The 22,652-nt window shown below is 73.6% G+C and carries 23 protein-coding genes and 3 tRNA genes; 9 read left to right on the forward strand and 17 right to left on the reverse strand.

Annotated features, from left to right (window positions below; all coding sequences use genetic code 11):
- Positions 1–37 precede the first annotated feature (37 nt).
- Positions 38–1,006: a phosphotransferase gene (locus tag Cch01nite_RS01225; protein WP_203747528.1), complete on the forward strand. Its 969-nt coding sequence runs from the start codon at positions 38–40 to the stop codon at positions 1,004–1,006.
- A gap of 118 nt (positions 1,007–1,124) precedes the next feature.
- On the opposite strand, the gene rplA is transcribed toward Cch01nite_RS01225, so the two are convergent.
- From rplA to Cch01nite_RS01250, 5 genes are all read right to left on the reverse strand, one after another.
- Positions 1,125–1,844, reverse strand: coding sequence for a 50S ribosomal protein L1 (rplA, locus tag Cch01nite_RS01230; RefSeq protein ID WP_203747530.1), 720 nt, complete (start codon positions 1,842–1,844; stop codon positions 1,125–1,127).
- A 146-nt stretch (positions 1,845–1,990) separates the two neighbouring features.
- Entirely contained in the window at positions 1,991–2,422 is a 432-nt protein-coding gene (gene rplK / locus Cch01nite_RS01235; protein ID WP_055912123.1) for a 50S ribosomal protein L11, read from the reverse strand.
- A gap of 88 nt (positions 2,423–2,510) precedes the next feature.
- The gene (nusG, locus tag Cch01nite_RS01240) at positions 2,511–3,338 is read right to left on the reverse strand and encodes a transcription termination/antitermination protein NusG (protein WP_203747532.1); all 828 of its coding nucleotides are present in this window, start codon (positions 3,336–3,338) and stop codon (positions 2,511–2,513) included.
- Positions 3,339–3,424: 86 nt separating this feature from the next.
- A complete protein-coding gene (secE, locus tag Cch01nite_RS01245) occupies positions 3,425–3,709 on the reverse strand; it encodes a preprotein translocase subunit SecE (protein ID WP_203747535.1) in 285 nt (94 codons plus the stop codon).
- Positions 3,710–3,839: 130 nt separating this feature from the next.
- Positions 3,840–3,912, reverse strand: a tRNA-Trp gene (locus Cch01nite_RS01250).
- Between the two features lie 226 nt (positions 3,913–4,138).
- Between Cch01nite_RS01250 and Cch01nite_RS01255 the strand changes: the two genes are divergently transcribed.
- The 6 genes from Cch01nite_RS01255 (at position 4,139) to Cch01nite_RS01280 (ending at position 10,165) form a co-directional block, all read left to right on the forward strand.
- A complete protein-coding gene (locus Cch01nite_RS01255) occupies positions 4,139–5,377 on the forward strand; it encodes a pyridoxal phosphate-dependent aminotransferase (RefSeq protein ID WP_203748102.1) in 1,239 nt (412 codons plus the stop codon).
- A 95-nt stretch (positions 5,378–5,472) separates the two neighbouring features.
- Entirely contained in the window at positions 5,473–6,993 is a 1,521-nt protein-coding gene (locus Cch01nite_RS01260; protein WP_203747538.1) for a sensor histidine kinase, read from the forward strand.
- A complete protein-coding gene (locus Cch01nite_RS01265) occupies positions 6,990–7,667 on the forward strand; it encodes a response regulator transcription factor (protein ID WP_203747541.1) in 678 nt (225 codons plus the stop codon). Before Cch01nite_RS01260 ends, Cch01nite_RS01265 begins: the two co-directional genes overlap by 4 nt.
- A gap of 41 nt (positions 7,668–7,708) precedes the next feature.
- On the forward strand, positions 7,709–8,725 hold the full coding sequence (locus Cch01nite_RS01270; protein WP_203747544.1) for an adenosine deaminase: 1,017 nt from the start codon (positions 7,709–7,711) through the stop codon (positions 8,723–8,725).
- 61 nt (positions 8,726–8,786) lie between these two features.
- Positions 8,787–9,713 (forward strand): hypothetical protein, encoded by a 927-nt coding sequence (locus Cch01nite_RS01275; protein WP_203747545.1) that lies wholly within the window; start codon positions 8,787–8,789, stop codon positions 9,711–9,713.
- Positions 9,710–10,165, forward strand: a complete 456-nt coding sequence (locus Cch01nite_RS01280; RefSeq protein WP_203747548.1) for a GntR family transcriptional regulator — start codon at positions 9,710–9,712, stop codon at positions 10,163–10,165. Before Cch01nite_RS01275 ends, Cch01nite_RS01280 begins: the two co-directional genes overlap by 4 nt.
- Here the strand turns inward: Cch01nite_RS01280 and Cch01nite_RS01285 are convergent.
- From Cch01nite_RS01285 to Cch01nite_RS01295, 3 genes are all read right to left on the reverse strand, one after another.
- Positions 10,087–11,169 (reverse strand): UDP-N-acetylmuramate dehydrogenase, encoded by a 1,083-nt coding sequence (locus Cch01nite_RS01285; protein ID WP_203748105.1) that lies wholly within the window; start codon positions 11,167–11,169, stop codon positions 10,087–10,089. The two genes, Cch01nite_RS01280 and Cch01nite_RS01285, sit on opposite strands and share 79 nt — an antisense overlap.
- Before the next feature lie 57 nt (positions 11,170–11,226).
- Positions 11,227–12,519 (reverse strand): MFS transporter, encoded by a 1,293-nt coding sequence (locus tag Cch01nite_RS01290; protein WP_203747551.1) that lies wholly within the window; start codon positions 12,517–12,519, stop codon positions 11,227–11,229.
- Between the two features lie 72 nt (positions 12,520–12,591).
- Entirely contained in the window at positions 12,592–13,980 is a 1,389-nt protein-coding gene (locus Cch01nite_RS01295) for an MFS transporter (protein ID WP_239069712.1), read from the reverse strand.
- 256 nt (positions 13,981–14,236) lie between these two features.
- Between Cch01nite_RS01295 and Cch01nite_RS01300 the strand changes: the two genes are divergently transcribed.
- Positions 14,237–15,298: a LacI family DNA-binding transcriptional regulator gene (locus Cch01nite_RS01300; protein WP_239069768.1), complete on the forward strand. Its 1,062-nt coding sequence runs from the start codon at positions 14,237–14,239 to the stop codon at positions 15,296–15,298.
- Positions 15,299–15,320: 22 nt separating this feature from the next.
- Here the strand turns inward: Cch01nite_RS01300 and Cch01nite_RS01305 are convergent, their stop codons facing one another.
- The 5 genes from Cch01nite_RS01305 to Cch01nite_RS01325 form a co-directional block, all read right to left on the reverse strand.
- Positions 15,321–15,749 (reverse strand): MaoC family dehydratase, encoded by a 429-nt coding sequence (locus tag Cch01nite_RS01305; RefSeq protein WP_203747556.1) that lies wholly within the window; start codon positions 15,747–15,749, stop codon positions 15,321–15,323.
- Complete coding sequence (locus Cch01nite_RS01310; protein ID WP_203747558.1) at positions 15,749–16,198, reverse strand: MaoC family dehydratase N-terminal domain-containing protein; 450 nt, start codon at positions 16,196–16,198, stop codon at positions 15,749–15,751. Before Cch01nite_RS01310 ends, Cch01nite_RS01305 begins: the two co-directional genes overlap by 1 nt.
- Before the next feature lie 36 nt (positions 16,199–16,234).
- Positions 16,235–16,405, reverse strand: coding sequence for a 50S ribosomal protein L33 (gene rpmG, locus Cch01nite_RS01315; protein WP_203747560.1), 171 nt, complete (start codon positions 16,403–16,405; stop codon positions 16,235–16,237).
- 81 nt (positions 16,406–16,486) lie between these two features.
- A tRNA-Met gene (locus Cch01nite_RS01320) sits at positions 16,487–16,560 on the reverse strand.
- A gap of 58 nt (positions 16,561–16,618) precedes the next feature.
- Positions 16,619–16,691 (reverse strand) — tRNA-Thr (locus Cch01nite_RS01325).
- Between the two features lie 183 nt (positions 16,692–16,874).
- On the opposite strand from Cch01nite_RS01325, the gene Cch01nite_RS01330 reads away from it, so the two are divergent.
- Positions 16,875–17,342 carry a hypothetical protein gene (locus Cch01nite_RS01330; protein ID WP_203747562.1) on the forward strand — a complete coding sequence of 156 codons (468 nt, stop codon included), beginning with the start codon at positions 16,875–16,877 and terminating at the stop codon, positions 17,340–17,342.
- A 64-nt stretch (positions 17,343–17,406) separates the two neighbouring features.
- Here Cch01nite_RS01330 and Cch01nite_RS01335 read toward each other — a convergent pair whose 3' ends face one another.
- From Cch01nite_RS01335 to Cch01nite_RS01350, 4 genes are read right to left on the reverse strand one after another with little or no spacing between them, the layout of a single operon-like run.
- Entirely contained in the window at positions 17,407–19,065 is a 1,659-nt protein-coding gene (locus tag Cch01nite_RS01335) for a dipeptide ABC transporter ATP-binding protein (protein WP_203747564.1), read from the reverse strand.
- The gene (locus tag Cch01nite_RS01340; protein ID WP_203747566.1) at positions 19,062–19,973 is read right to left on the reverse strand and encodes an ABC transporter permease; all 912 of its coding nucleotides are present in this window, start codon (positions 19,971–19,973) and stop codon (positions 19,062–19,064) included. Before Cch01nite_RS01340 ends, Cch01nite_RS01335 begins: the two co-directional genes overlap by 4 nt.
- Positions 19,970–20,998 (reverse strand): ABC transporter permease, encoded by a 1,029-nt coding sequence (locus Cch01nite_RS01345; protein ID WP_203747568.1) that lies wholly within the window; start codon positions 20,996–20,998, stop codon positions 19,970–19,972. Before Cch01nite_RS01345 ends, Cch01nite_RS01340 begins: the two co-directional genes overlap by 4 nt.
- Before the next feature lie 2 nt (positions 20,999–21,000).
- Positions 21,001–22,641 carry an ABC transporter substrate-binding protein gene (locus Cch01nite_RS01350; protein WP_203747570.1) on the reverse strand — a complete coding sequence of 547 codons (1,641 nt, stop codon included), beginning with the start codon at positions 22,639–22,641 and terminating at the stop codon, positions 21,001–21,003.
- Between the last annotated feature and the right edge of the window lie 11 nt (positions 22,642–22,652).

Consider the following 22,652-nt stretch of genomic DNA (forward strand, 5'->3'; position numbering starts at 1 on the left):
CGGGCGCCGGCGGGACCACGATCGAGGAGGTACGCACGTGACGTCCGTCGTCGTCGAAGGGCCCTGGGTGGACCGCCGTCGGCCCGCGCGGGTCGAGGCGCTCGAGCCCGTGGTCGGCCGGCACGCCGCCGCAGGCCCGTCGCCCGAGGTCGTCGCCCTCGTCGACCAGCCCGGAGCGGTCCAGGCGCGACCCGACCGGGTGTGCGACGGTCCGGGCGAGCACCCCGCCCGGCACGCGCTCGTCCCTCCGGCGGACGACCTCGCCGAGGCCGAGCCCCAACCGCTCGTCCGCGAGCTCGAGGCCGTCGTCGCCCGGATGGCGCACTACGGCCCGCTGCTCGCGCTGCAGTCGGACCTGCGCGCGCTGCTCGGGGCCTGGGCCGCGGCGCTCGTCCGGCTGCACCGCACACCGGTCACCCCGGCCACCCCGGTGGCCGACGTCCCCTGGGTCCTCACGGAGCCCCTGCCTGACTGGCTCGACACCCTGCCCGCCGAGACCGGCCCGATCTGGGCCGTCCGGGCCCACCCCGGCGTCCTGCGCGCGCTGCGCCGCACACGGGCGGACTGGACCGCGGCCCAGTGGACGCACGGCGACCCGACGGGCGACGAGGTCGTCGTCACCCGCCGGCACGGCATCACGCGCGCCACCCTGCTCGGCGCCGCGCACCATGAGGACGCCGAGCAGGAGCCGCCGTGCGGGCAGCCTCGCAGCGGCACCGGCGACCCACGGTGGGACGTCGCGACGGCCCTCGACTGGGTCGCGATCGCGCTCGGACCCGCGCTCGACCCGGTGTGGCGCCTCGACCCGGTCGCTCTGTTCCTCGACGAGTACCTCGCGCTCGGCGGCAACGCCGTCCCCACCCCGACGATGGCCGTCGCCCGCACCGTCGCCACCGCGATCGAGTGGAGTGCGCAGCTCGCACTGGCCGGTCCCGAGGGCCCCGAGGTGCAGGCGTGGCTCACCGGCCTGTGGACCCGGCCCCTGGAGCTCGCCGGCCGGCGATGAACCCGGTCGCACCGCCTCAGGACCAGCACGGTCAGACGACGAAGGCCCGATCCGCAGGGGGGATCGGGCCTTCGTCGACCGCACGGTCCGGCGCGTCACGCGCCGGGGAGACGCTGCGTCAGGCGGCGTCGTCCTCGGACGTGAGGTTCCGGGTCTTGTTCTGGTCCAGCGGGATGCCGGGGCCGTTCGTCGTCGAGACGGTCGCCTTCGTGATGTAGCGACCCTTCGAGGCGGACGGCTTCAGACGCAGGATCTCGTCGAGCGCCGCGGCGTAGTTCTCCACCAGGTTGACGTCGGAGAACGACGTCTTGCCGATGATGAAGTGCAGGTTCGCGTGACGGTCCACGCGGAACTCGATCTTGCCGCCCTTGATGTCCGACACGGCCTTGGCCACGTCCATCGTCACGGTGCCGGTCTTCGGGTTCGGCATGAGACCGCGCGGGCCGAGGACCTTGCCCAGTCGACCGACCTTGCCCATGAGGTCCGGCGTCGCGACGGCGGAGTCGAAGTCCGTGTAGCCCTTGGCCACCTTGTCGATGAGCTCGTCGCCACCGACCTCGTCGGCGCCGGCCGCGAGGGCCTGCTCGGCGCGCTCACCCGTGGCGAACACGATGACGCGCGCGGTCTTGCCCGTGCCGTGCGGCAGGTTGACCGTGCCACGAACCATCTGGTCCGCCTTGCGGGGGTCGACACCGAGGCGGAAGGCCACCTCGACGGTCGCGTCGTACTTGGTCGTCGACGTGGCCTGCGCCAGTCGGACGGCCTCGAGGGGGCTGTAGACCTTGCCGGCCTCGATCTTCTCGGTGGCGTTGCGGTACGCCTTGCTGTGCTTGGCCATCTGCTTGTTCTCCTTGTTCAGCAGCCGTGGTCTGCGGGCCGCACACGGCCCTGCCACTCACTTCTCAGCGGTCCTGGTCGGCTCGCTGTTCGTGCGCCCCGGTCCGAGCATGCTCGGACCGGGGGTCGTGCAAGACGCGAGGTACGTCAGCCCTCGACCTTGATGCCCATCGAACGGGCGGTGCCCGCGATGATCTTCTCGGCGGCGGCCAGGTCGTTCGCGTTGAGGTCCTCGAGCTTGGTGCTCGCGATCTCGCTGATCTGCGCCTTGGTCAGCGTGGCGACCTTGACGGTGTGCGGCGTGGGCGAGCCCTTGGCGACACCGGCGGCCTTCTTGATGAGCTCCGCGGCGGGCGGCGTCTTCGTGATGAAGGTGAACGAGCGGTCCTCGTACACCGTGATCTCGACGGGGATGACGTTGCCGCGCTGGGCCTCGGTCGCCGCGTTGTACGCCTTGCAGAACTCCATGATGTTGACGCCGTGCTGACCCAGCGCCGGACCGATCGGCGGCGCGGGGGTGGCGGCGCCGGCCTTGATCTGGAGCTTGATCAGGCCGGTGACCTTCTTCTTCGGGGGCATGATGCCTTCCGTCCTTCTCGTGGGCCGACGCCGTGGGCGATGACCCGGTTGCAAACGACTTCCCCGCGGAGCGGGGAGGTGCTCAGGCTCAGATCTTGGCGACCTGGCTGAACGAGAGCTCGACCGGGGTCTCCCGGCCGAAGATGGAGACGAGGACCTTGAGCTTCTGGTTCTCGGCGTTGATCTCGGAGATCGTCGCGGGCAGCGTGTCGAACGGGCCGTCGGTGACCGTGACGGACTCGCCGACCGTGAAGTCGACCTGGATCTGCGAGGCGGCCTTGGTGGTGGCGGCGGCCGCGGGGGTCTTGGGGGCCAGCACCGGCGCGAGCATCGAGAAGACCTCGTCGAGCGTCAGCGGGACCGGCTGGTGGGTGTGGCCGACGAACGACGTGACGCCCGGCGTGTGGCGGACTGCGCCCCACGACTCGTCGGTCATGTCCATGCGGACCAGGACGTAGCCGGGGATCCGGACGCGCTTGACGACCTTGCGCTGCGCGTTCTTGATCTCCACGACCTCCTCCATGGGGACCTCCACCTGGTAGATGAAGTCCTCCATGTTGAGGCTCTGCGTGCGGTTCTCGAGGTTCGCCTTCACGCGGTTCTCGTAGCCGGCGTACGAGTGGATGACGTACCACTCGCCGGGCAGCCGGCGGAGCTGGGCCTTGAACGCGGCGACCGGGTCCTCGTCGGGGTCGACGACGTCCTCGGCGTCCGCGACGTCCTCGGTGTCCGCGACGTCCTCCGCGTCCTCGGCGTCCGCGACGGCGTCGGCAGCCTCGTCGGCGTCCACCTCGTCGGTGGCGACGTCGGCGACGTCGCTGTCACCTGCGGGCACCTCGACCGCCTCGACCGACGCCAGGGCGTCCTCGAGCTCTGTCTCGGCAGCCGTGGTGGGCTCCTGCGACTCCTGCGACACGTGCGAACCTGCTTTCTCAGCCTTTTGTGCTTGTGGGTGGCGCGGCGACACGCCCGCTGCCCGGCGGCCGGAGGGCCGCGACGACGTCAGGCCCCGAAGACCCAGAAGGTCAGCTTGCCGACGCCCAGGTCGACCACGGTGACGAACGCCATGATGACCGCGACGAACACGAGCACGACGCTCGTGTAGGTGATGAGCTCCGAGCGCGTGGGACGCACGACCTTCTTGAGCTCGGCGATCACCTGACGGTTGAACAGCCCGATGCGCGAGAACAGCCCGCGCTTGGTGTCCTTGCCGGCCGCCTTCGGCGCGCGGGTGCGCGACGCCGAACCCTCGGCGTCGGACGCCGCAGCCGGTGCTGTTTCGCTCACGTCAGGCCCCTACGTCTCGTGGTGACCGCCCGGCCCCGTGCGGGACCCGGCGGACGGACGGCCGACGCGTCGCGCCGGACCGTCCGGCGATCCTGCTCGCTGCCGACCCGTTCGGGTCGGACCGCGTGCGCAGGGCAGACAGGACTCGAACCTGCAACCTGCGGTTTTGGAGACCGCTGCGCTACCAATTGCGCCACTGCCCTACGACGGCCTTCACCGCCACGACGGTCCGCGCACCGACCGTCGGAGTGCTCCCGCTGGGGGTCCGACGGACGTTCCCCCGGGATCCACGGACCCCGCTCGGGCACGGCTCATCATGGCGGACGTCAACCGCCGGGGGACCACTGTACGCGACGAGCGCCCCTCGGTCGAACCGCGCCCGATCAGCCGTCGATATGGCGCCGACGACGACGCGTGACCTCTGCCACTATGGACGCCGTGAGCGCCCAGACCGAGCCGTCCGCCCCCCGTCCCCGCGTCTCCGCACGCCTCGCCGCGATCGCCGAGTCGGCGACGCTCGCGGTCGACGCGAAGGCGAAGGCGCTGAAGGCCGCCGGCCGGCCGGTGATCGGGTTCGGCGCCGGCGAGCCGGACTTCCCGACGCCGTCGTACATCGTCGACGCCGCCGTCGCCGCCGCGAAGGACCCCGCGAACCACCGGTACACCCCGGCCGCCGGCCTGCCCGCGCTGCGCGAGGCGATCGCCGCCAAGACGCTGCGCGACTCCGGGTACGAGGTCGCGCCGTCGTCGGTCCTCGTGACGAACGGCGGCAAGCAGGCCGTCTACCAGGCGTTCGCCGCGATCGTGGACCCGGGCGACGAGGTGCTGCTGCCGGCGCCGTACTGGACCACGTACCCGGAGGCCGTCCGGCTCGCGGGCGGCGTGCCCGTCGAGGTGTTCGCGGGCGTCGAGCAGGACTACCTCGTGACCGTCGAGCAGCTCGAGGCGGCGCGGACGCCCCGCACCAAGGTGCTGCTGTTCTGCTCGCCGTCGAACCCGACGGGCTCCGTGTACTCGCCCGAGCAGACCGCGGCGATCGGCCGGTGGGCGCTCGAGCACGGCATCTGGGTCATCACCGACGAGATCTACGAGCACCTCACGTACGACCACTCGGTGTTCACGCCGATCGTGCGGGTGGTGCCGGAGCTCGCCGACACGACGATCGTGCTCAACGGTGTCGCGAAGACGTACGCGATGACCGGCTGGCGGGTCGGCTGGATGATCGGGCCGAAGGACGTCATCGCCGCGGCGACCAACCTGCAGTCGCACCTCACGTCGAACGTCGCGAACGTGTCGCAGCGGGCCGCGATCGCCGCCGTGTCCGGCGACCTCGCCGCGGTCGAGGAGATGCGGTTCGCGTTCGACCGGCGCCGCCGGACGATCGTCGAGATGCTCGGCGCGATCGACGGCGTGACGATCCCCGCCCCGCAGGGCGCGTTCTACGTCTACCCGTCGGTCGAGGGCGTGCTGGGCCGCACCATCCGGGGCGTCACGCCGCGGACGTCGGCCGAGCTCGCGGCGCTGATCCTGGACGAGGTCGAGGTGGCGGTCGTGCCGGGCGAGGCGTTCGGTCCGAGCGGGTACCTGCGGCTCTCGTACGCGCTCGCCGACGAGGACCTCGTCGAGGGCGTCGGGCGGATCCAGAAGCTGCTGTCCGAGGCCGGCTGAGCCGACGGACGGCCCAGGGCCGACCGGGCGAACGTCCGGCGCGGCCCCGGGCCACGGCCTTCACCGGGTGAAACGGGCGGGCCATACTGTCCCCCGTGCGCGCGGACGTCGAGGGGGAACCCCGCACCGGGGACGCCTCGGTGCCGGCCAACCCGCGCGCCCACCTCACCGTCCGGGCCCGGATCCTCACGGCCGTGGTGGCGCTCGCCGGGCTCACCGTGCTGATCGCGGGCGGCACCGCCTACGGGCTGCAGGTCCGGCAGGTCGACGCCCGGATCGACAACTCGCTCGCCCGGGCCGTCACCGCGCTGCGGACCGTCGAGGAGGCGGCCGGGTCGAGCACGGACCACCCGGCGATGGACCTCAACGCGCTGCTCAAGGAGTCGGTCCGGACCCGCGTGCCCGGCCGGAACGAGGGGGTCGTCACGCTGGTGGACGACGAGCTCGTGTGGCAGGCGGCGCCCGAGACGCAGGCGCTCCCCCTCGGGCAGGACGAGGAGCTCGTCGACTACCTGGCGACCCGCTGGTTCGGCCCGGACATCGCTCCGCGGACCCTGCGGACGGCGACCGCCGAGTACCGGTTCGTCGCGGTGCCCGTGCACGTGTCGCACTCCCCCGGGCGCGGGCTGTTCGTCGTCGCGTTCGACCGCGGTGCCGAGATGCGCGCCCTGCGCGAGACGTACGTGTCGTACGTCGAGGTCGGGATCGCGGCGCTCGCGCTCACGACGGTGGTCGCGTGGTTCGTCGTCGGGCGCCTGCTGCGGCCGGTGCGCCTGCTGCGGGACACCGCCCGCCGGGTCACCGAGTCCGACCTGTCGGAGCGCATCGACGTCAGCGGGAAGGACGACCTGTCCGACCTCGCACGCACCGTGAACGCGATGCTCGACCGGCTCCAGCTGGCGTTCGGGTCGCAGCGGGAGCTGCTCGACGACGTCGGGCACGAGCTGCGGACGCCGCTCACGATCGTGCGCGGCCACCTGGAGCTCATGGACCCCGAGGACGCGAGCGACGTGCGCGCCACGCAGGCCCTCACGCTCGACGAGCTCGACCGGATGCACCGCCTCGTCGACGACCTGATGACGCTGGCGACCGCGGACCGTCCCGACTTCGTGCGGCTCGCACCCACGGACGTCGGCCGGCTGACCGACGACGTGCACGACAAGGCGCGCGTGCTCGGGAACCGGCAGTGGGTCGTCGTGGCGCGGGCCGACGTGACGGTGCAGCTCGACGCCCAGCGGGTCACCCAGGCCTGGCTGCAGCTCCTCGCCAACGCGCACCGCTTCACCGTCCCGGGCTCCGTGGTCCGGCTGGGCAGCGAGGTCGCGGGCGACCGGCTGCTGCTGTGGGTCCGCGACGAGGGCCCCGGCGTGCCGCCCGAGGAGGAGGAGCGTGTGTTCGAGCGCTTCCACCGGGGGCAGGCGGACCGCAACCCGCACGGCGCCGGGCTCGGCCTGCCGATCGTCGCCGCCATCGCACGGGCCCACCACGGCCGCGTCTTCCTCGAGCACCCGCCGCCGCACGCCGGCCCGGGTGCGGTGTTCGTGCTCGACCTCCCGGCCGTCGACCTCGTCGACGGCGAGACCCCACCCGTCCCCCAGCTCGTGGAGAACCGATGACCCACATCCTGATCGCGGAGGACGAGGAGCGGATCGCCGCGTTCGTCGCCAAGGGCCTGCGGGCCGCCGGGTACGAGGCGACCGCGGTGACGTCCGGCGCCGAGGCGATCGCGCGGGTCGAGGCCGGCGGCGTGCACCTGCTCGTGCTCGACCTCGGGCTCGTCGACATGGACGGGTTCGAAGTGCTGCGCCGGCTCCGGGAGTCGGGCCGCACGGTCCCGGTCATCGTGCTGACGGCGCGCTCGTCCGTGACGGACACCGTCACCGGCCTCGAGTCGGGGGCCGACGACTACATGGCCAAGCCGTTCCGCTTCGAGGAGCTCCTGGCCCGGGTGCGGCTGCGGCTGCGGGCCCAGCCGTCGGCGGTGGCGGGCGAGCCGTCGGTGCTGTCCCACGGTCCGCTGCAGCTCGACCTGCGCACCCGGCGGATCCGGGTCGGCGGCCAGGAGGTCGACCTGTCCGCGCGGGAGTTCGCGCTCGCGGAGACCTTCCTGCGCCACCCCGGCGACGTGCTGACCCGGGAGCGCCTGCTGTCCGAGGTGTGGGGGTACGACTTCGACCCGGGCAGCAACGTCGTCGACGTGTACGTGCGGTACCTGCGCCGCAAGGTGGGTCCGGAGCACTTCGACACGGTCCGTGGGGTCGGGTACCGGCTGGTGGACGCGACGGCCTGAGCCTGAGCCGCCCCGGGGCGCACCGCTGGCACACTGTCCCGATGCGCGACCTGGCCCTGCTGCCGAAGGCTCACCTGCACCTTCACTTCACGGGCTCGATGCGGCCGGCGACGCTCGCCGAGCTCGCGGCGGAGCACGGCATCCGCCTGCCGGCCGCGCTGCTCGAGGACGACCCGCTGCACGTGCCGGCCGACGAGCGCGGCTGGTTCCGGTTCCAGCGGCTGTACGACGCGGCGCGCGCCTGCGTCCGGTCGGAGGCCGACATGCGCCGGATCGTCGCCGAGGCGGCGGCCGACGATGCCGCGGAAGGATCCGGGCGGCTGGAGATCCAGGTCGACCCGACGTCGTACGCGCCGTTCGTCGGTGGGCTCACGCCCGCGATCGAGATCGTGCTGGACGCCGCCCGGGAGGCGTCGGTCGCGACCGGTGTCGACGTCGGCGTGGTCGTGGCGGCCTCCCGCATGCGGCACCCGCTCGAGGCGCGGACGCTCGCGCGGCTGGCCGCCCACCACGCGGGCGACGGACCGGGTCAGGTGGTCGGGTTCGGGCTGTCCAACGACGAGCGCCGCGGCGAGACCTCCGAGTTCGCGCCCGCGTTCGCGATCGCCCGTCGTGCGGGTCTGGCGTCGGTGCCGCACGGCGGCGAGCTGCTCGGCCCGGCGCACGTCGAGGACGTCGTCGAGCACCTGCGTCCGGACCGGCTCGGGCACGGGGTGCGGTCGGTCGAGGACCCGCGGGTGCTGGGGCGGGTCGTGGACGAGGGGGTCGCGCTGGAGGTGTGCCCCGCGTCGAACGTCTCGCTGGGCGTGTACCGGTCGGCCGACGAGGTCCCTCTCGCGGTGCTCGTCGAGGCGGGGGCGCAGGTGGCTCTCGGGGCCGACGACCCGCTGCTGTTCCGGTCCCGGCTGCTCGCGCAGTACGAGCTCGCCCGGGACGTGCACGGGTTCACGGACGAGCTGCTCGCGGACCTGGCGCGGTCGTCGATCCGAGCGAGCCGCGCGTCGGACGACGTGCGGGCGCGGCTGCTCGCCGGGGTGAACGACTGGCTGAGCGCTTGACGGCGGGCCGCCGTGCGCGCGATTGTGTCAATCAGTTGATTCATTGACACAAGGAGCGACGATGTCCGGCGCACTGCCCCTGCTGCTCGTGCTCGTCCTCCTGCTCGGTGTCGCCGTCGTGCTCCGGCCGGTCCGCACGGCCGGGCCCGCCACCCGCTCGGAGGCGTTCGGGACGGCCGAGCGGCACGCCCACCGGGTCACGGTGGTTGCCTGGGCCGTGCTCGTGCCCGTCCCCGTGCTGGTGGCGAAGACCACGACGCCCCACCTCCACGGGATCGCGACCGGCGCCTTCCTCGGCACCGTCCCTGCCGTCGCCGGCACCGCGTTCCTGCTCGTCCATCTCGTCGGCGAGCTCACCTGGCCGCGCCCGCACGGGGCGGTCCGGCGGGCACCGCTCGTCCGGCGCGGGTTCCGCGACGTCGCGCCGCGGGCGCTCACCGCGCTGACGGCCACGTGGACGGTCCTGCTGGCGGCGCTCCTCGCGACCAGCGCCGCTGCCGCCGAGGCCGACGGGCGGTCGCTGTCCGCGGTGCACGCCGACGGTTCGAGGTCGACGGGGGGCCCGTTCCCCGGCTGGTACTACGGGCAGGTCATCGCCGTGGCGACCGCGGTCGTCGTGCTGCTGTGCGTCGCCGTGCTGGCCCTCGTCGTCCGGCGCGCCGCCGTCGCCGACACGGACCCCGCCGACGACTGGGCGCTGCGCCGCGTCTCGGCCCGGCGGGTCCTCGCGGGCGGGCAGCTCGTCGTCGCGTGGACCCTCGCCGGGTGCCTGTTCTTCGCGGCGAACTGCGTACGCGGCGTGGAGCCGCGCTGGACGCAGGCCCTGGGCGGCTCGGCCGGCGTCGCGCTCGCCGGGCTGCTGGTCGCCCTGGCGATCCCGGTCGTCGCCGTCGTCGTCGCGGTCGGTGCGTCGCGCACCCCACGCCTCGACGCCCCGCCCCGCCTCGGTCCCGCCGTCGCCGCCGCGGCGCGGCCGCGCGTCTCATGACGGCGCAGCTCGAGGTCGACCTGACGTCGGGCGTCCCCGCGTACGAGCAGATCCGCGCGCAGGTCGTCGCGCACGTCGCCGCCGGGCGGCTCGTCGCGGGCGACCGGCTCCCGACGATCCGGGCGCTCGCCACCGATCTCGGCCTCGCCCCCGGCACCGTCGCCCGCGCCTTCCACGAGCTGGAGGCCGACGGGGTCGTCGAGACGCGCCGCCGGGCGGGCACGGTGGTGGCGGCGGGCGCGTCCGTGCCAACGGACGTCGCCCGTCGGGCGGCACAGGTGTACGTCGCGGCTGTGCGGGCCGCCGGGCTGGACGACGCCGAGGCGGTCGCGCTCGTCCGCGGTGCGCTGCTCGGCCCCGAGGACGTCGCGCCTCAGAGCGTGACGCCCACCAGCACCGGCTCGGGCTCCAGGACCACGCCGAACGCCTCGCGGACCCCGTCGCGCACCTGACGCGCGAGCGCGACGAGGTCGGCGGCGTCCGCTCCCCCGCGGTTGGTCAGCGCGAGCGTGTGCTTGGCCGAGAGCGCGGCAGGCCCCGGGGCACCGAAGCCGCGCGAGAACCCCGCGTGCTCGATGAGCCAGGCGGCGCTCGTCTTGACCAGCCCGTCCGTCGCGGGGAACCGGGGTGCGCCCTCCGGCACCGACTCCGCGGCCAGCACGGGGTTGGTGAAGAACGACCCGGCGCTCCAGGTGTCGTGGTCGGCGGGGTCGAGCACCATGCCCTTGCGGCCGCGCAGCTCGAGCACCGCGGCCCGCACGTCGAGGATCGGGGCTCGCTCCCCGACGCCGACGCCCAGCGTCCGGGCGAGCTCCGGGTAGTCGATCGACCGGGTGTGCGTGCCCTGGCGGAGCTGGAACGTCACGTCGAGGACGACGTACCGCGGGGTGGGGTGCCACGGCGAGCGCGGGTCGGCCGGGTCCACCGTGCGCATCGACCGCTTGAGCAGCGAGGTGCGGTATCCGAACTTCAGGTCGACGAGCGGCAGGGTCCGCACGCGGCCGCGCGCCCGGTCCCACACGCGGACGGTCGAGATCGTCTGCGCGACCTCCTGGCCGTACGCGCCGACGTTCTGCACGGGCGTCGCGCCCGTCGAGCCCGGGATGCCGGACAGCGCCTCGAGGCCGACCAGCCGGTGCGTCACCGCCTGCTCGACGACCTCGTCCCACGGCGTGCCCGCCGGGACCGTGTACGTCACGCCGGCGCACGCCGAGTGGTCCGGGACGTCGATGCCCGTGCGGACGTCCCGCACCACGACCCCGTCGAACCCGGCGTCCGACACGAGCAGGTTCGAGCCGCCGCCGACGACGAGCAGCGGCTCGCCCGCGTCGTCCGCCGCCCGGACCGCCTCGACGAGCTCGCGCTCGGTCGTCGTCTCCACGTACCGCGACGCGGGGCCACCGACCCGGAAGGTGGTGAGGTCCGCGAGCGCGGGGGTGGACGTCGAGGTCGTCACCGAGGTCGTCACCGAGGTCGTCACCGAGTTCGTCGCCGTGGGCTGCACCGGACCAGGCTAGACCGCGGGCTCGCCGTCCTCGGCCGTCGCCTGCTCCGTCGCGGGGCGCTTGAGCGGCGCGGCGGCGTTCACGACGAGCAGGCCCAGCACGATCGGCACCAGGATCGCGAGCAGCGCGTGGCGGTACCCGACGTGCTGGGCGAGCAGCCCGAGCAGCGGCGGCCCCGCGAGGAACGCGCTGTACCCGATCGTCGACACGACGCTCACCCGCGCCGCCGCACGCGCCGGGTCGTCGGACGCCGCGCTCATGCCGACCGGGAAGCCGAGCGCCGCACCGGCACCCCACGCGACGACGCCGAGCAGCGCGACCCACAGCTGGCCCGACAGGCCGAACACGAGCAGGCCGACGATCGCGAGGACCGCGCACAGGCGCAGCACGGCGACCCGCCCGAACCGGTCGAGCAGCGCGGTGCCGAACCAGCGCATCCCCGTCATCGCGGCGACGAAGACGCCGAACGCGAGGGCGCCGAGCGCGTGGCCGGTGTCGAAGCCGTCGACGACCGCGAGGCTCACCCAGTCGTTCGCGGCCCCCTCGGTGAGGGCGGCGGCGAGCACGACGAGCCCGATGAGCAGCGTCCGCGGCTCGAGCCACGCCGCGAGCGCCCCGCGCGCGCCGCGCGGCGTCGTGGTGGACGGGTCGGCCGTGGTGCCCGTGCTGGGGGCGGCGACGGCGTGGGGGTGCTCGTCGTCGGCGGGCAGGAAGGACCGGACCGCGAAGGCGACGCCGATGACGGAGAGCACCACGGCGATCGGGATGTGCACCACGACGGGGACGTGCAGCCCGGCGGCGACCGCGGCGATCGCGGCGGCGGCCACCGTGCCGAACGAGAAGCCGGCGTGGTACCGCGGCATGACGGTGCGACCGAGGCCCTGCTCGACGGCCGCGCCCTCGAGGTTCATCGCGGCGTCCCACACGCCGGTGCCCACGCCGAACAGCACGAGCCCGAGACCGACGACGACCACCTGGTCCATGGCCACCCCGACGGACGCGACGACCAGCCCGGTCGCGTTGAGCACCGCGAAGCCGAGCACGGTGCGGCGAGCGCCCAGACGCTCGACGACGAGCCCGGACACGGGCAGCGACAGGAGCGACCCGACCGACGCGACGAGCAGCAGCACGCCCATCTCCCCCGGGCTGAACCCCAGCCCGTCACGGATGGCCGGCAGCCGCGATGCCCAGGTCGCGAAGTTGAACCCGTTGAGGATGAACACCACGAACACGGCCAGCGACGCGCGCTGCACCAGTCGCGACGGGCCTGGGCTCGGTACCGACCGGTCGTCGGTCGTCATCGGCCCTCCGGCGTGCGGCTCGGTCATCGGTGTCCCCCTCGAGGATGTCAGGGTTGCGGCGTGCGGGCGGGGTCAGCAGGCGTGCGCGGCGTGCGCCCGCTCGTCGGGTGCGTGCTCCCCCGGGCGGACGGCCGCGCGTCGGGCGACGAGCACCGCGAGGCTGTCGGGCTCGGCGGGGACGAGGGCAGGCAGGTCGTCGAGCACCGGAGCCGGGATGGCCTCCGCCTGCTCGGTCCGGTGCGCGACGCTGCGCGAGAGCAGCACGCTCGCGAGCATCGCGACGACGATCAGCACGAGCGCGTGCCGGGCACCGGTCACCCCGGCGGCGATCCCCAGCAGCGGCGGGGCGGCGATCGACGCGACGGACGCGAACGACGAGACGACGGCGACGCGCCCGGCGGCGCGCAGCGGGTCGTCGGACGCGGCGGCGATGCCGATCGGCACGGCGAGGGCGGCGCCGAAGCCCCAGGCGACGACACCGACCCCGGCGAGCGTCAGCGAGGGGGCGAACCCGAACAGCAGGAGCCCGACGATCGAGACGGCGCCGGACGCCCGCAGGACGACGACCCGCCCGAACCGGTCGATGAGCCGGGTGCCGAGGAGGCGGACGACGGTCATCGCCCCGACGAAGACGCCGAGGACGGCACCCCCGACGGCCTCCGACCGGCCGAACCCGTCCACGACCGCGAGCGACAGCCAGTCGTTGGCCGAGCCCTCGGACAGGGCGGCGGCCATGATGACGACGCCGATGAGGAGCGTGCGGGGCTCCCGCCAGGAGTCGAGGGCGGTCGCGATCCGGCGGCGGCGGCCCACCCGGGCCTGCCCGTCCAGCGGGGTCGCCGCCTGCCGGACCGGGCGCGGGGTGATCGCGTCGTCGAGCACGACACCGCGCAGCGACGCGAGCCGCCACACCACGGCGACGGCGGCGACCACGGAGAACTGGAGCGCGACGGAGATGTCCGCGTGCGACGCGGCGGCCCCGAGCGCGGAACCGAGGACGGCACCGATCGAGAACCCGGCGTGGAACTGCGGGATCACGGTCCGGCCCATCGCGCGCTCGATGCGCGACGACTCGACGTTGAGCGGCACGTTGCCGAGCGCGATCGCGACGCCGTTGAGGAAGATGCCCGCGGACAGCACCGCGACGGAGCCCACGGTCGGTCCGACGCCCATGAGGACGTACGCGGCGGCGAGCACGAACGTCGCGGCGAGCATGCCGGTGCGGCTGCCCCAGCGCTGCACGATCATCCCGGAGAACGTCACGGTGACGAGCGCGCCGAGCGAGCCGATGAGCAGGATCCCGCCGAGCTCGGCCGTCGAGAGGTCGAGGGCGTCGCGGACGGTCGGGATGCGCGCGAGCCAGCTCGAGAACGTGATGCCGGTGAGCGCGAACAGGCCCATGAGGAGCCAGCGGGCGCGGGCGATGGCGGGGACGTGCCCGGCGAGGGCGGGGTGGGACAACGCAGGCTCCGGTCGGGACGTGACGTGACAGAGAGGGTCGAATCGATTCGAGCAGGGTTTGAACGGGATGTCGAATCGTTTTGATGGAGGCGTCCATACTGCGGGTACGCTGGCCGTCGCGTCAAACACGCGCACTCCGTCGCGCCCGGCAGCGCGACCCGCGTCCCGACGCCCCAGAGCAAGAGCACGCCGCACCCGGCCCCCGGTCGCCCCGAGCGACCGCGCGACGCCGGGAGCGCCGACCCGGAGGTGCACCCTGTCGACCCAGCGCCCGACCCTCGCGGACGTCGCCGCCGCCGCGAAGGTCTCCGTCTCGACCGCCTCCCTGGCCTTCTCCGGCGCCGGACCGATCGCCGCCGCCACCCGGCAGCGCGTCCTCGACGCCGCGACCGAGCTCGACTACTCCGGCCCGAACCCCCTCGGACGCCAGCTCCGCCAGGGCCGCTCGGGGATCGTCGGCGTCGTCGTGGGCGACGCCCTGCGCCGCTCGTTCCGTGACCCGGTGTCCGTCCAGGTGCTCGACGGCCTCGTCGGCACCATCGGCCCGCTCGGCCTGGGCGTGCTGCTCATCCCCGGTGCGGACGAGCTCACCGCCGCGACGGTCGACCCGCTCGTCGAGTCGGCGGCGATGGACGTCGCCGTGCTGCTCTGGGGCGGCACCACCGACGACCCCGTGCTCGCGTCCCTGCGACGCCGCGGCATCCCCACCGTCCTCGTCGAGGGCAAGCAGTTCACCGACATGGCGACCGTCGGGATCGACGACCGCGGCGGCGTCGCGACGGCGACCCGGCACCTGCTCGAGCTCGGGCACACCCGGATCGCGACCGTGACGCTCCCCTTCAACCGGGAGCGCCGCGAGGGCGTCGCCGACGAGGAGCGGATGACCGCGCTCGACTGGGAGATCACCAGCCGGCGCCTCGCCGGGATCACCGACGCGGGCGTGACCCCCGTCGCCGTCTACGAGACCCCCGCGTCGCTCGTCGAGCACGGAGCCGACGCCGGACGTGCGCTGCTGTCCGCACCCGACCGGCCGACCGCGATCGTGTGCCAGTCCGACCTGCTGGCCGGCGGGGTCGTCCTCGCCGCCCGGGAGCTCGGCCTGCGCGTCCCCGAGGACGTCTCCGTGCTCGGCTTCGACGGGCTCGACCTGCCGTGGCTGGCGCCCGACGTCCTCACCACCGTCGCGCAGCCGCTCGCCGAGAAGGGCGCGGCCGTCGCGCACGCGGTGGAGGACCTGCTGGCGGGCGAGATGCCGCCCTACCGGGAGCTTCCCGTGAGCCTGCGGATCGGGACGACGACCGGACCGGTGCCGGCCTAGCCGCTGGTCCGTGCGGGCGGGCTCAGCCCAGCCGGACGACCGCCTGCGCCTTGCCCAGCACCCGGACGCCGTCGAGCGTGACCGTGAGGTCGATCCGCGCCGTCCCGGCCTCGGCGTCGAGCGCCCCGACGACCGCGACGACCTCGACGGTGGCGCTCCCCGGGTCGGGCACGGGCACCGGGCGCGTGAAACGGACCTGGTAGTCGACGACGGCGCCCGGGTCGCCGGCCCAGTCGACGACGACCGAAACGGCCGCCCCCATGGTCCACATGCCGTGGGCGATGACGTCGGGCAGGCCGACCGAGCGCGCGACGCGGTCGTTCCAGTGGATCGGGTTGAAGTCGCCGCTCGCCCCGGCGTACCGGACGAGCCGGGCGCGGTCGACGGTGACCTCGCGGCGGCCGACCTCCTGGCCGACCTCGAGGTCGGCCGGCTGCGGGCGGTCGCCCATCAGGACTCCTCCGGGCGGACGGCGAGCGTCGAGACGACGGTCGCGACGGCCTCGCCGTCCTGCGACGCGATCTCGGCGCGGGTCGTGATCATCGCGAGGCCCGCACGCTCGACGATCGAGTCGACGTGGAGCACGGTGACGAGGCGGTCGCCGGCGTGGATCGGCCGGTGGTGCGTGAACCGCTCGTCGGCGTGCACGACCCGGCTGAAGTCGATCCCGGCGGCCGGGTCCTCGAAGAGCTGGGCCTCGGCGCGCTGCGCGACCACGACGGCGAACGTCGGCGGTGCGACGACGTCCGGGTGGCCGAACGCCCGCGCCGCCTCGGGGTCGAGGTGCGCCGGGTGCGTCGCACCGACGGCGCTCGCGAACTCCCGGAGCTTCTCCCGGCCTACGTCGTAGGCGGCGTTCGGCGGGTACTCACGCCCCGCGTAGCTCGTGTCGACGGGCATCCTCGACGACTCGCCGCTGACTCGTGCTGACCGACGTCAGCGGGTCTCGCGGTGCACCGTGTGACGGCCGTCGCGCGGGCAGAACTTCTTCATCTCGAGACGGTCGGGGTCGTTCCGACGGTTCTTCTTCGTGATGTAGTTCCGCTCCTTGCACTCCGTGCACGCGAGCGTGATCTTCGGGCGGACGTCCGCGCTCTTGCTGGCCATGGTCTTGCCACCTCTCGCGCCGCTGCGGCGCTTGCGATCTTGTTGCAGCGCGCCGGCCGACGCACCGTGTTCACCTGGCGGTAGCGGGAGCGGGACTCGAACCCGCGACACCACGATTATGAGCCGTGTGCTCTAACCACCTGAGCTACCCCGCCACTGTCGATGTGCCGGCCCCGCCCCCCGGAGGGGAACGGGAACCGCGTCACACCACAGAGCCCCGAAAGGGAATCGAACCCTTGACCTTCTCCTTACCATGGAGACGCTCTGCCGACTGAGCTATCGGGGCAGCGCGAGCAAGGTTACACGGGCCCTGGGGTCGCTGCGAAATCGAGCCCGAGCGACCGGCCCGAAGCCGATGATCGCGCGCCGGTCGGGCGTCACCCGCTCGCGTGAGGGCCCGGTGAGAGCCGGTTGCCTAATCGTTTCGCGTCGTCGCTCGCCGCGTGTCCGACATGTCACGATCCCGCCCATGCGCCCGCACAGACGCAGCACCGCTGCTGCCCTCCTGCTCTCCGCCTCGCTCGTCCTCGCGACCGCCGCCTGCACCGGAGGCGGTGACGACGCCGACGACGCACCGCCGAGCAGCCCCACCGCCGCCGGCACGACCGTCGAGTGGCCGACGGCCATCGACCCGGCCACCACCACCGACGCGTTCTGGGTCGTGTGGACCGACGTCGTCGAGAACGGCGACGGCGCGACGCAGAAGGTCCAGCCGACGATCGAGAAGCTCGGCGAGGTCGGCTACGACACCCTGCCGTGGGACCCGTCCTGCCAGAGCGGGGCCGAGGAGCAGCTCGCCGGCCTCACCGGCTACGCGGACCCGCTCGGCGTCGGCGTCGCGTTCGCGACCGCCGAGGACGCCGGCAAGTTCGACACCCTCTTCGAGGGCACGATCTCGGTGACGCAGGGCACGTACACCTGCGCCACCTCCTCCTGACACCCGACCGCTCGCCCACCGACGGCGGGGCACCCACCACGGGTGCCCCGCCGTCGTCGTCGCGTCAGGGCACCCCGGCCGTGAGGCGTCGGCCGGCGATCGCGTCGAGCAGCTGCACCGTGTAGTCCGTCTCGGGCGCGGAGAACACCCGCTCCACGGGCCCGTGCTCCACGATGCGGCCCTCGCGCATGACCGCGACCCGGTCGGAGATCGCGCGCACGACGGCCAGGTCGTGCGAGATGAACACGTACGTGAGGTCCCGCTCGGCCTGCAACGTGCGCAGCAGCTCGAGGATCTGGGCCGCGACCGACACGTCGAGCGCCGAGATCGGCTCGTCGAGCACCACGATCTTCGGCTCCAGCACGAGCGCGCGGGCGATCGCCACGCGCTGCCGCTGCCCGCCGGACAGCTCCCGCGGGTGGCGGTGGACGACGTCGGCGGGCAGCGCCGCCGCCTCCAGCGCCGCGACGACCTCGTCCTCGTGCGGCCGGCGCCCGCCGAGCCGCCCGCTGAACTGCCCACTGAACCGCCCACTGAACCGCCCGCCGGACCCGGGCGGGCGGTCCCGCAGCGAGCGCAGCGGCTCCTCGACGACCTGGTAGACGTCGAAGCGGGGGTCGAACGACGCGTACGGGTTCTGGTAGACGATCTGCACGTCCCGGCGCAGCGGGCGGAACCCACGTCGGCCGAGGCCGGTGACGTCCGTCCCGAGCAGCCGCACGCGGCCCGACGTCGCCTGCGTGAGGCCCGTCAGGACGCGCGCCGTCGTCGACTTGCCGCTGCCGGACTCCCCCACGATCGAGAACGTCTCGCCGCGCCTGACCTCGAACGACGTGCCGTCGACCGCCGCGACGTCCCCGTACACCTTGCGCAGGTCCTCGACCTCGACCACGACCTCCCGGCTCGCCGGGACCTCCACCCGCTCGCGCGCGGACGCGAGCCGGGCCGGGACGCTGTCGAGCAGGCGCCGCGTGTAGTCGTGCTGCGGGTCGGCGAGCACCTGCGCCGTCGGGCCCGTCTCGACGAGACGGCCGTGCTGCATGACCCCGAGGAGGTCCGACCGGTCGGCCGCGACCCCGAGGTCGTGCGTCACGAGCACCACGCTCGTGCCGCTGCGGGCGCGCAGGTCGTCGATGAGGTCGAGCACCTGCTTCTGCACCGTCGCATCCAGGCCCGACGTCGGCTCGTCCGCGATGATCAGGTCGGGCTCGACGGCGATGGCGGAGGCGATGAGGACGCGCTGGCGCATCCCCCCGGACAGCTCGCCCGGGTACTGCCGGTAGCGACGCTCGACGTCGGTGAAGCCCACGAGCTCGAACAGCTCGAGGACCCGGTCCCGGCGGGCCCGGGCGTCGAGGTCGGTGTGCAGGCGCAGCACGTCCTCCACCTGGTGCCCGACCCGCCGCACGGGGTCCAGCGAGACCCCCGGGTCCTGCGGGATCAGGCTGACGGCCCGGCCCCGCACGTCGCGCCAGCCCCGCGGCCCGAGCTCGGTGAGCACCTGGTCGCGGAACCGGATCCGGCCACCGGTCACCTGCCCGTTGCCCGGCAGCAGGCCGAGCACGGCGTGGCCCGTCGTCGTCTTCCCGGAGCCCGACTCCCCGACGAGCGCCAGCACCTGGCCGGGCTCGACCTCGAAGGAGACGTCGTGCACGACCGGGACGAGGGTGCCGCGGGTCCGGTAGCCGACGGTGAGGTTCTCGACGGACAGCACGGCGGTCATGACGCGTCCCTGCGGGTGAGGTGGTGCGAGATGTGGTTGGTCGCGAGGACGACGGCCACGACGGTCAGCCCGGGCCACAGCGTCAGCCAGCCGCGGCTCGCGATGTAGTTCCGGCCGTCGGAGACGAGCCGGCCCCACTCCGGGTCCGGCGGCTGCGCCCCGAGCCCGAGGAAGCTCAGCGACGCGATCCAGATGATCGCGATGCCGAGCTGGACGGTGACCAGCGAGAGCGTCGGCGCGATCGAGTTGGGCACCACGTGCCGGCGCAGGATGTCCCACGTGGACGCGCCGCTCGTGGTGGCCGCCTCGACGTACGTGCTGGTCCGGGCCCGGAGCACCTCGGAGCGGATCAGGCGGGCGAACGTCGCGGTCATCGTGAGTCCCACCGCGACCGCCGCCTGCACGATCCCGAAGCCCAGCAGCACGACGATCGTGATGGCGAGCAGGAAGCCCGGGATCGACAGCAGGACGTCGATCCCCCGGCCGATCGCCGCGTCCAGGACGCCCCCGAACCAGCCCGCGAGCGCACCGAGCAGCGACCCGACGACGGCCCCGACGGCGACCGCGATCGCGGAGCCGCTGAGCGACGCGCGCGCCCCGTGGACGACCCGGGAGTACAGGTCGCGCCCGAGCTGGTCGGTGCCGAACCAGTGCTCGGCCGACGGGGCCCGGAGCTTGCCGGCCGGGTCGACGGCGAGCGGGTCGTGGCTCGCGAACGCCCCGGGCACGACGGCCCACGCGAGCACGAGCGCGACGACGGCGACCGCGAGCACGAGCGTCCAGTGGCCGCCGAGCCAGGCCAGCGCCCGCACGGGGAGCGGGCGCTCCCGTGCGGCCGGCTGCTCGAGGGCCGGTGCCGGGTCCGTGCCCGGGCGGGTGACGCTGCCGGTGTCGACGACCGTGGTCATGGCATCACCACCTCGGCCGGGAGCAGCCGCGGGGCGGCCGGCTCGACGACGACGCTGCGCTGCCGGGCGCGTCGGCGGGTCGCGCCCCGCGGGGCGCCGTCGACGAGGATCCGCGGGTCGACGAACGGGTACGCGAGGTCCACGACCAGGTTGATCAGCACGTACGCGGCCGTCGACAGCAGCACGACGCCCTGCACGACGGGCAGGTCCTGCGTGTTGACCGCCCCCACGACGAGCTGCCCGACGCCGCTGCGGGCGTACACGGACTCGGTGACCACCGAGCCGGCGATCAGCTCGCCGAAGGCCAGCCCGAGCAGGGTGAGCACCGGCAGCGAGGAGTTGCGCAGCACGTCCTTGCGGAAGATGTAGCCCTCCCGCGCACCCTTGGCGTGCAGGACGTGCACGAACGGCTGGCTCCGGGTGGTGCGGATCGATGTGGCGAACACCTGGGACAGCGGTGCCGCGACGACGAGCCCGAGGGTCGCCGCGGGGGCCACGAGCGCCCGGAACGTGCCGTCGTCGACCGACGGGATCAGCCCGTACCGGAAGGAGAGGTACTGCAGGGCCACGATGCCGGCGACGAACGTCGGCACCGAGGCGAACAGCGCAGGACCGGACGCCGTCAGGGTGCGCAGCCACCGCCACGGCGCGTAGTTCGTCGCCACCGCGACCACGGCGGCGATCAGCACGCCGAAGACCAGGCCCAGCGACGTCAGCTGCAGGGTCGACGGCAGCGCGCTCGCGAGGAGCTCCCGCACGGGCTGCGCGGTCGTCAGCGAGTAGCCGAGGTCCCCGCGGGACGCCCCGACGAGGCTGTGCGCGTACTGCTCCCACAGCGGCCGGTCGAGGCCGTAGTACGCCAGCAGGGTCCGGGCGCCCTCGGGCGAGATGTTCGCCTCGGGGTTCTGGATCCGGTTGGTGACGGCGTCCCCGGGGAGGGCGCTGAGCAGCACGAACGACAGGGTGTAGGCGGCCCAGAGGACGAGTACCGCCTGCGCGCCGCGCCGGGCGAGGTAGCGGCCCACGACTACTGCCCGATCCACGTGTCGTACAGCCACGAGCGGCCCGTCGACTCGGTGGCGAACCCGTGCACGTCGGGGGCGAGGCCGAAGACCTGCGTCTCGTCGTACAGCGGGATCGAGTAGCCCTGCTCGAGGACGTAGTCCTCGATGTCCTGGACGGCGGCCTTGCGCTTCTCCGGGTCGAACTCGAGCGCCTGGGCGCCGAGCAGCTCGTCGAGGGTCGCGTCGGGCGTGGGGTTGTGCGTGGAGTTCTGCCGGTAGCTGGCGTACGCGGCACGCAGGACGCTCGGGTCGGCGGTCGACGACTGGCCCTGCGCGAACGTCCACGTGTCGCCGCGGGCCGCCTGCACGGCCTCGTACTCGGTGAGCGACGCGCTGTTGATGTGCAGCTCGACGCCGGCCTTCTTCCACTGCGACTGGAGCAGCTCCAGCACCGCCTGGGAGACCTGGTAGTACGGGGCCACCCAGATCTCGAAGTGCAGGCGCTGGCCGTCCTTCTCGCGGATCCCGTCTGTCCCCGCCTTCCAGCCGGCCTTGTCCAGCAGCGACTTCGCCTTGTCGAGGTCGTAGGTGAGGTGGTCGCTCGACTCGCCGCGCAGCGGTGTCCCCTGCACGAGCAGGCTCGTCGGCACGGGGTAGCTCGGCGAGAGCACCGTCGCGTTGATCTCCTCACGGTCGGTGGCCGCCTGCAGCGCGAGCCGCACGTCCTTCTCGAGCGTCGGCGCGTGCGCGTCGAGCTGGACCGTGAGGGCGTTCGTCTGGCCCTGGATCGGGATCGCGACGAGCTGGCCGCCGCCCGAGGTCACCGTCTCCTCGTCGTACGGCGCGATGTTGCGCGAGACCTGCGCCTCCCCCGACTGCAGGGCGCCGACGCGGGTGCTGGCCTCGGGCACGGTCTTGAAGACGACCTTCTCCAGGTACGCCTCGCCCTGGTGCGCCGAGCCCTCGGGCGCCCAGTCGTAGTCGGCCCGGCGCGTCAGCGTCACGCCCGTCGTCCCCGAGACCGACTCGACGACGAACGGCCCGGTGCCGACCCAGTTCTCGAGCTTGCCCTGGCCGTTGAGGTCGAGCGCGAGGAACGGCTTGCCCAGGATCGAGCTGGCCCGGTAGTTCGACAGGATCTGCAGGAAGCCAGCGTTCGGCTTGGTGAGCCGGACCTGCAGGTGGAGGGCGTCGACCACGTCGGTGCCCGCGTAGTCGCCCCAGAACGGGTCGACCGGGATGCCGAGCGCCTTGTCGCCGAGGCCGTGCTGGTCGAAGTTGAGCTTGACGGTCTCGGCGTCGAGCGGGTCGCCGTTGCTGAAGGTGATGCCGTCCTTGAGCGTGAACGTGTACGTCAGGTGGTCGTCGCTGATCTCCCACGACGCGGCGAGCCACGGCTTGAAGTCGCCGGTCTTCGGGTCCTGCCACACGAGGCGCTCGGCGAGGTTGCCGCTCACCTGCGAGTTGGACCAGATCGAGTTCGTCGGCGCCCACGCGGTGTACTCGACGGGGTCGTAGAACGTGAGGGTGCCGCCGGAGACGGGCTCGCCCGTGGTCTCGGTCGCCGCCTCGGGCGTCGAGCCCCCACACCCGGCCAGACCCGTCGCGAGGGCGGTGACGGCTGCGGCGGAGGCCAGCAGCGAACGGAGTCGGGTGCTTCTCATCGCGGTTCCAC

It is taken from the genome of Cellulomonas chitinilytica (assembly GCF_016862675.1).
GTDB lineage: Bacteria > Actinomycetota > Actinomycetes > Actinomycetales > Cellulomonadaceae > Cellulomonas > Cellulomonas chitinilytica.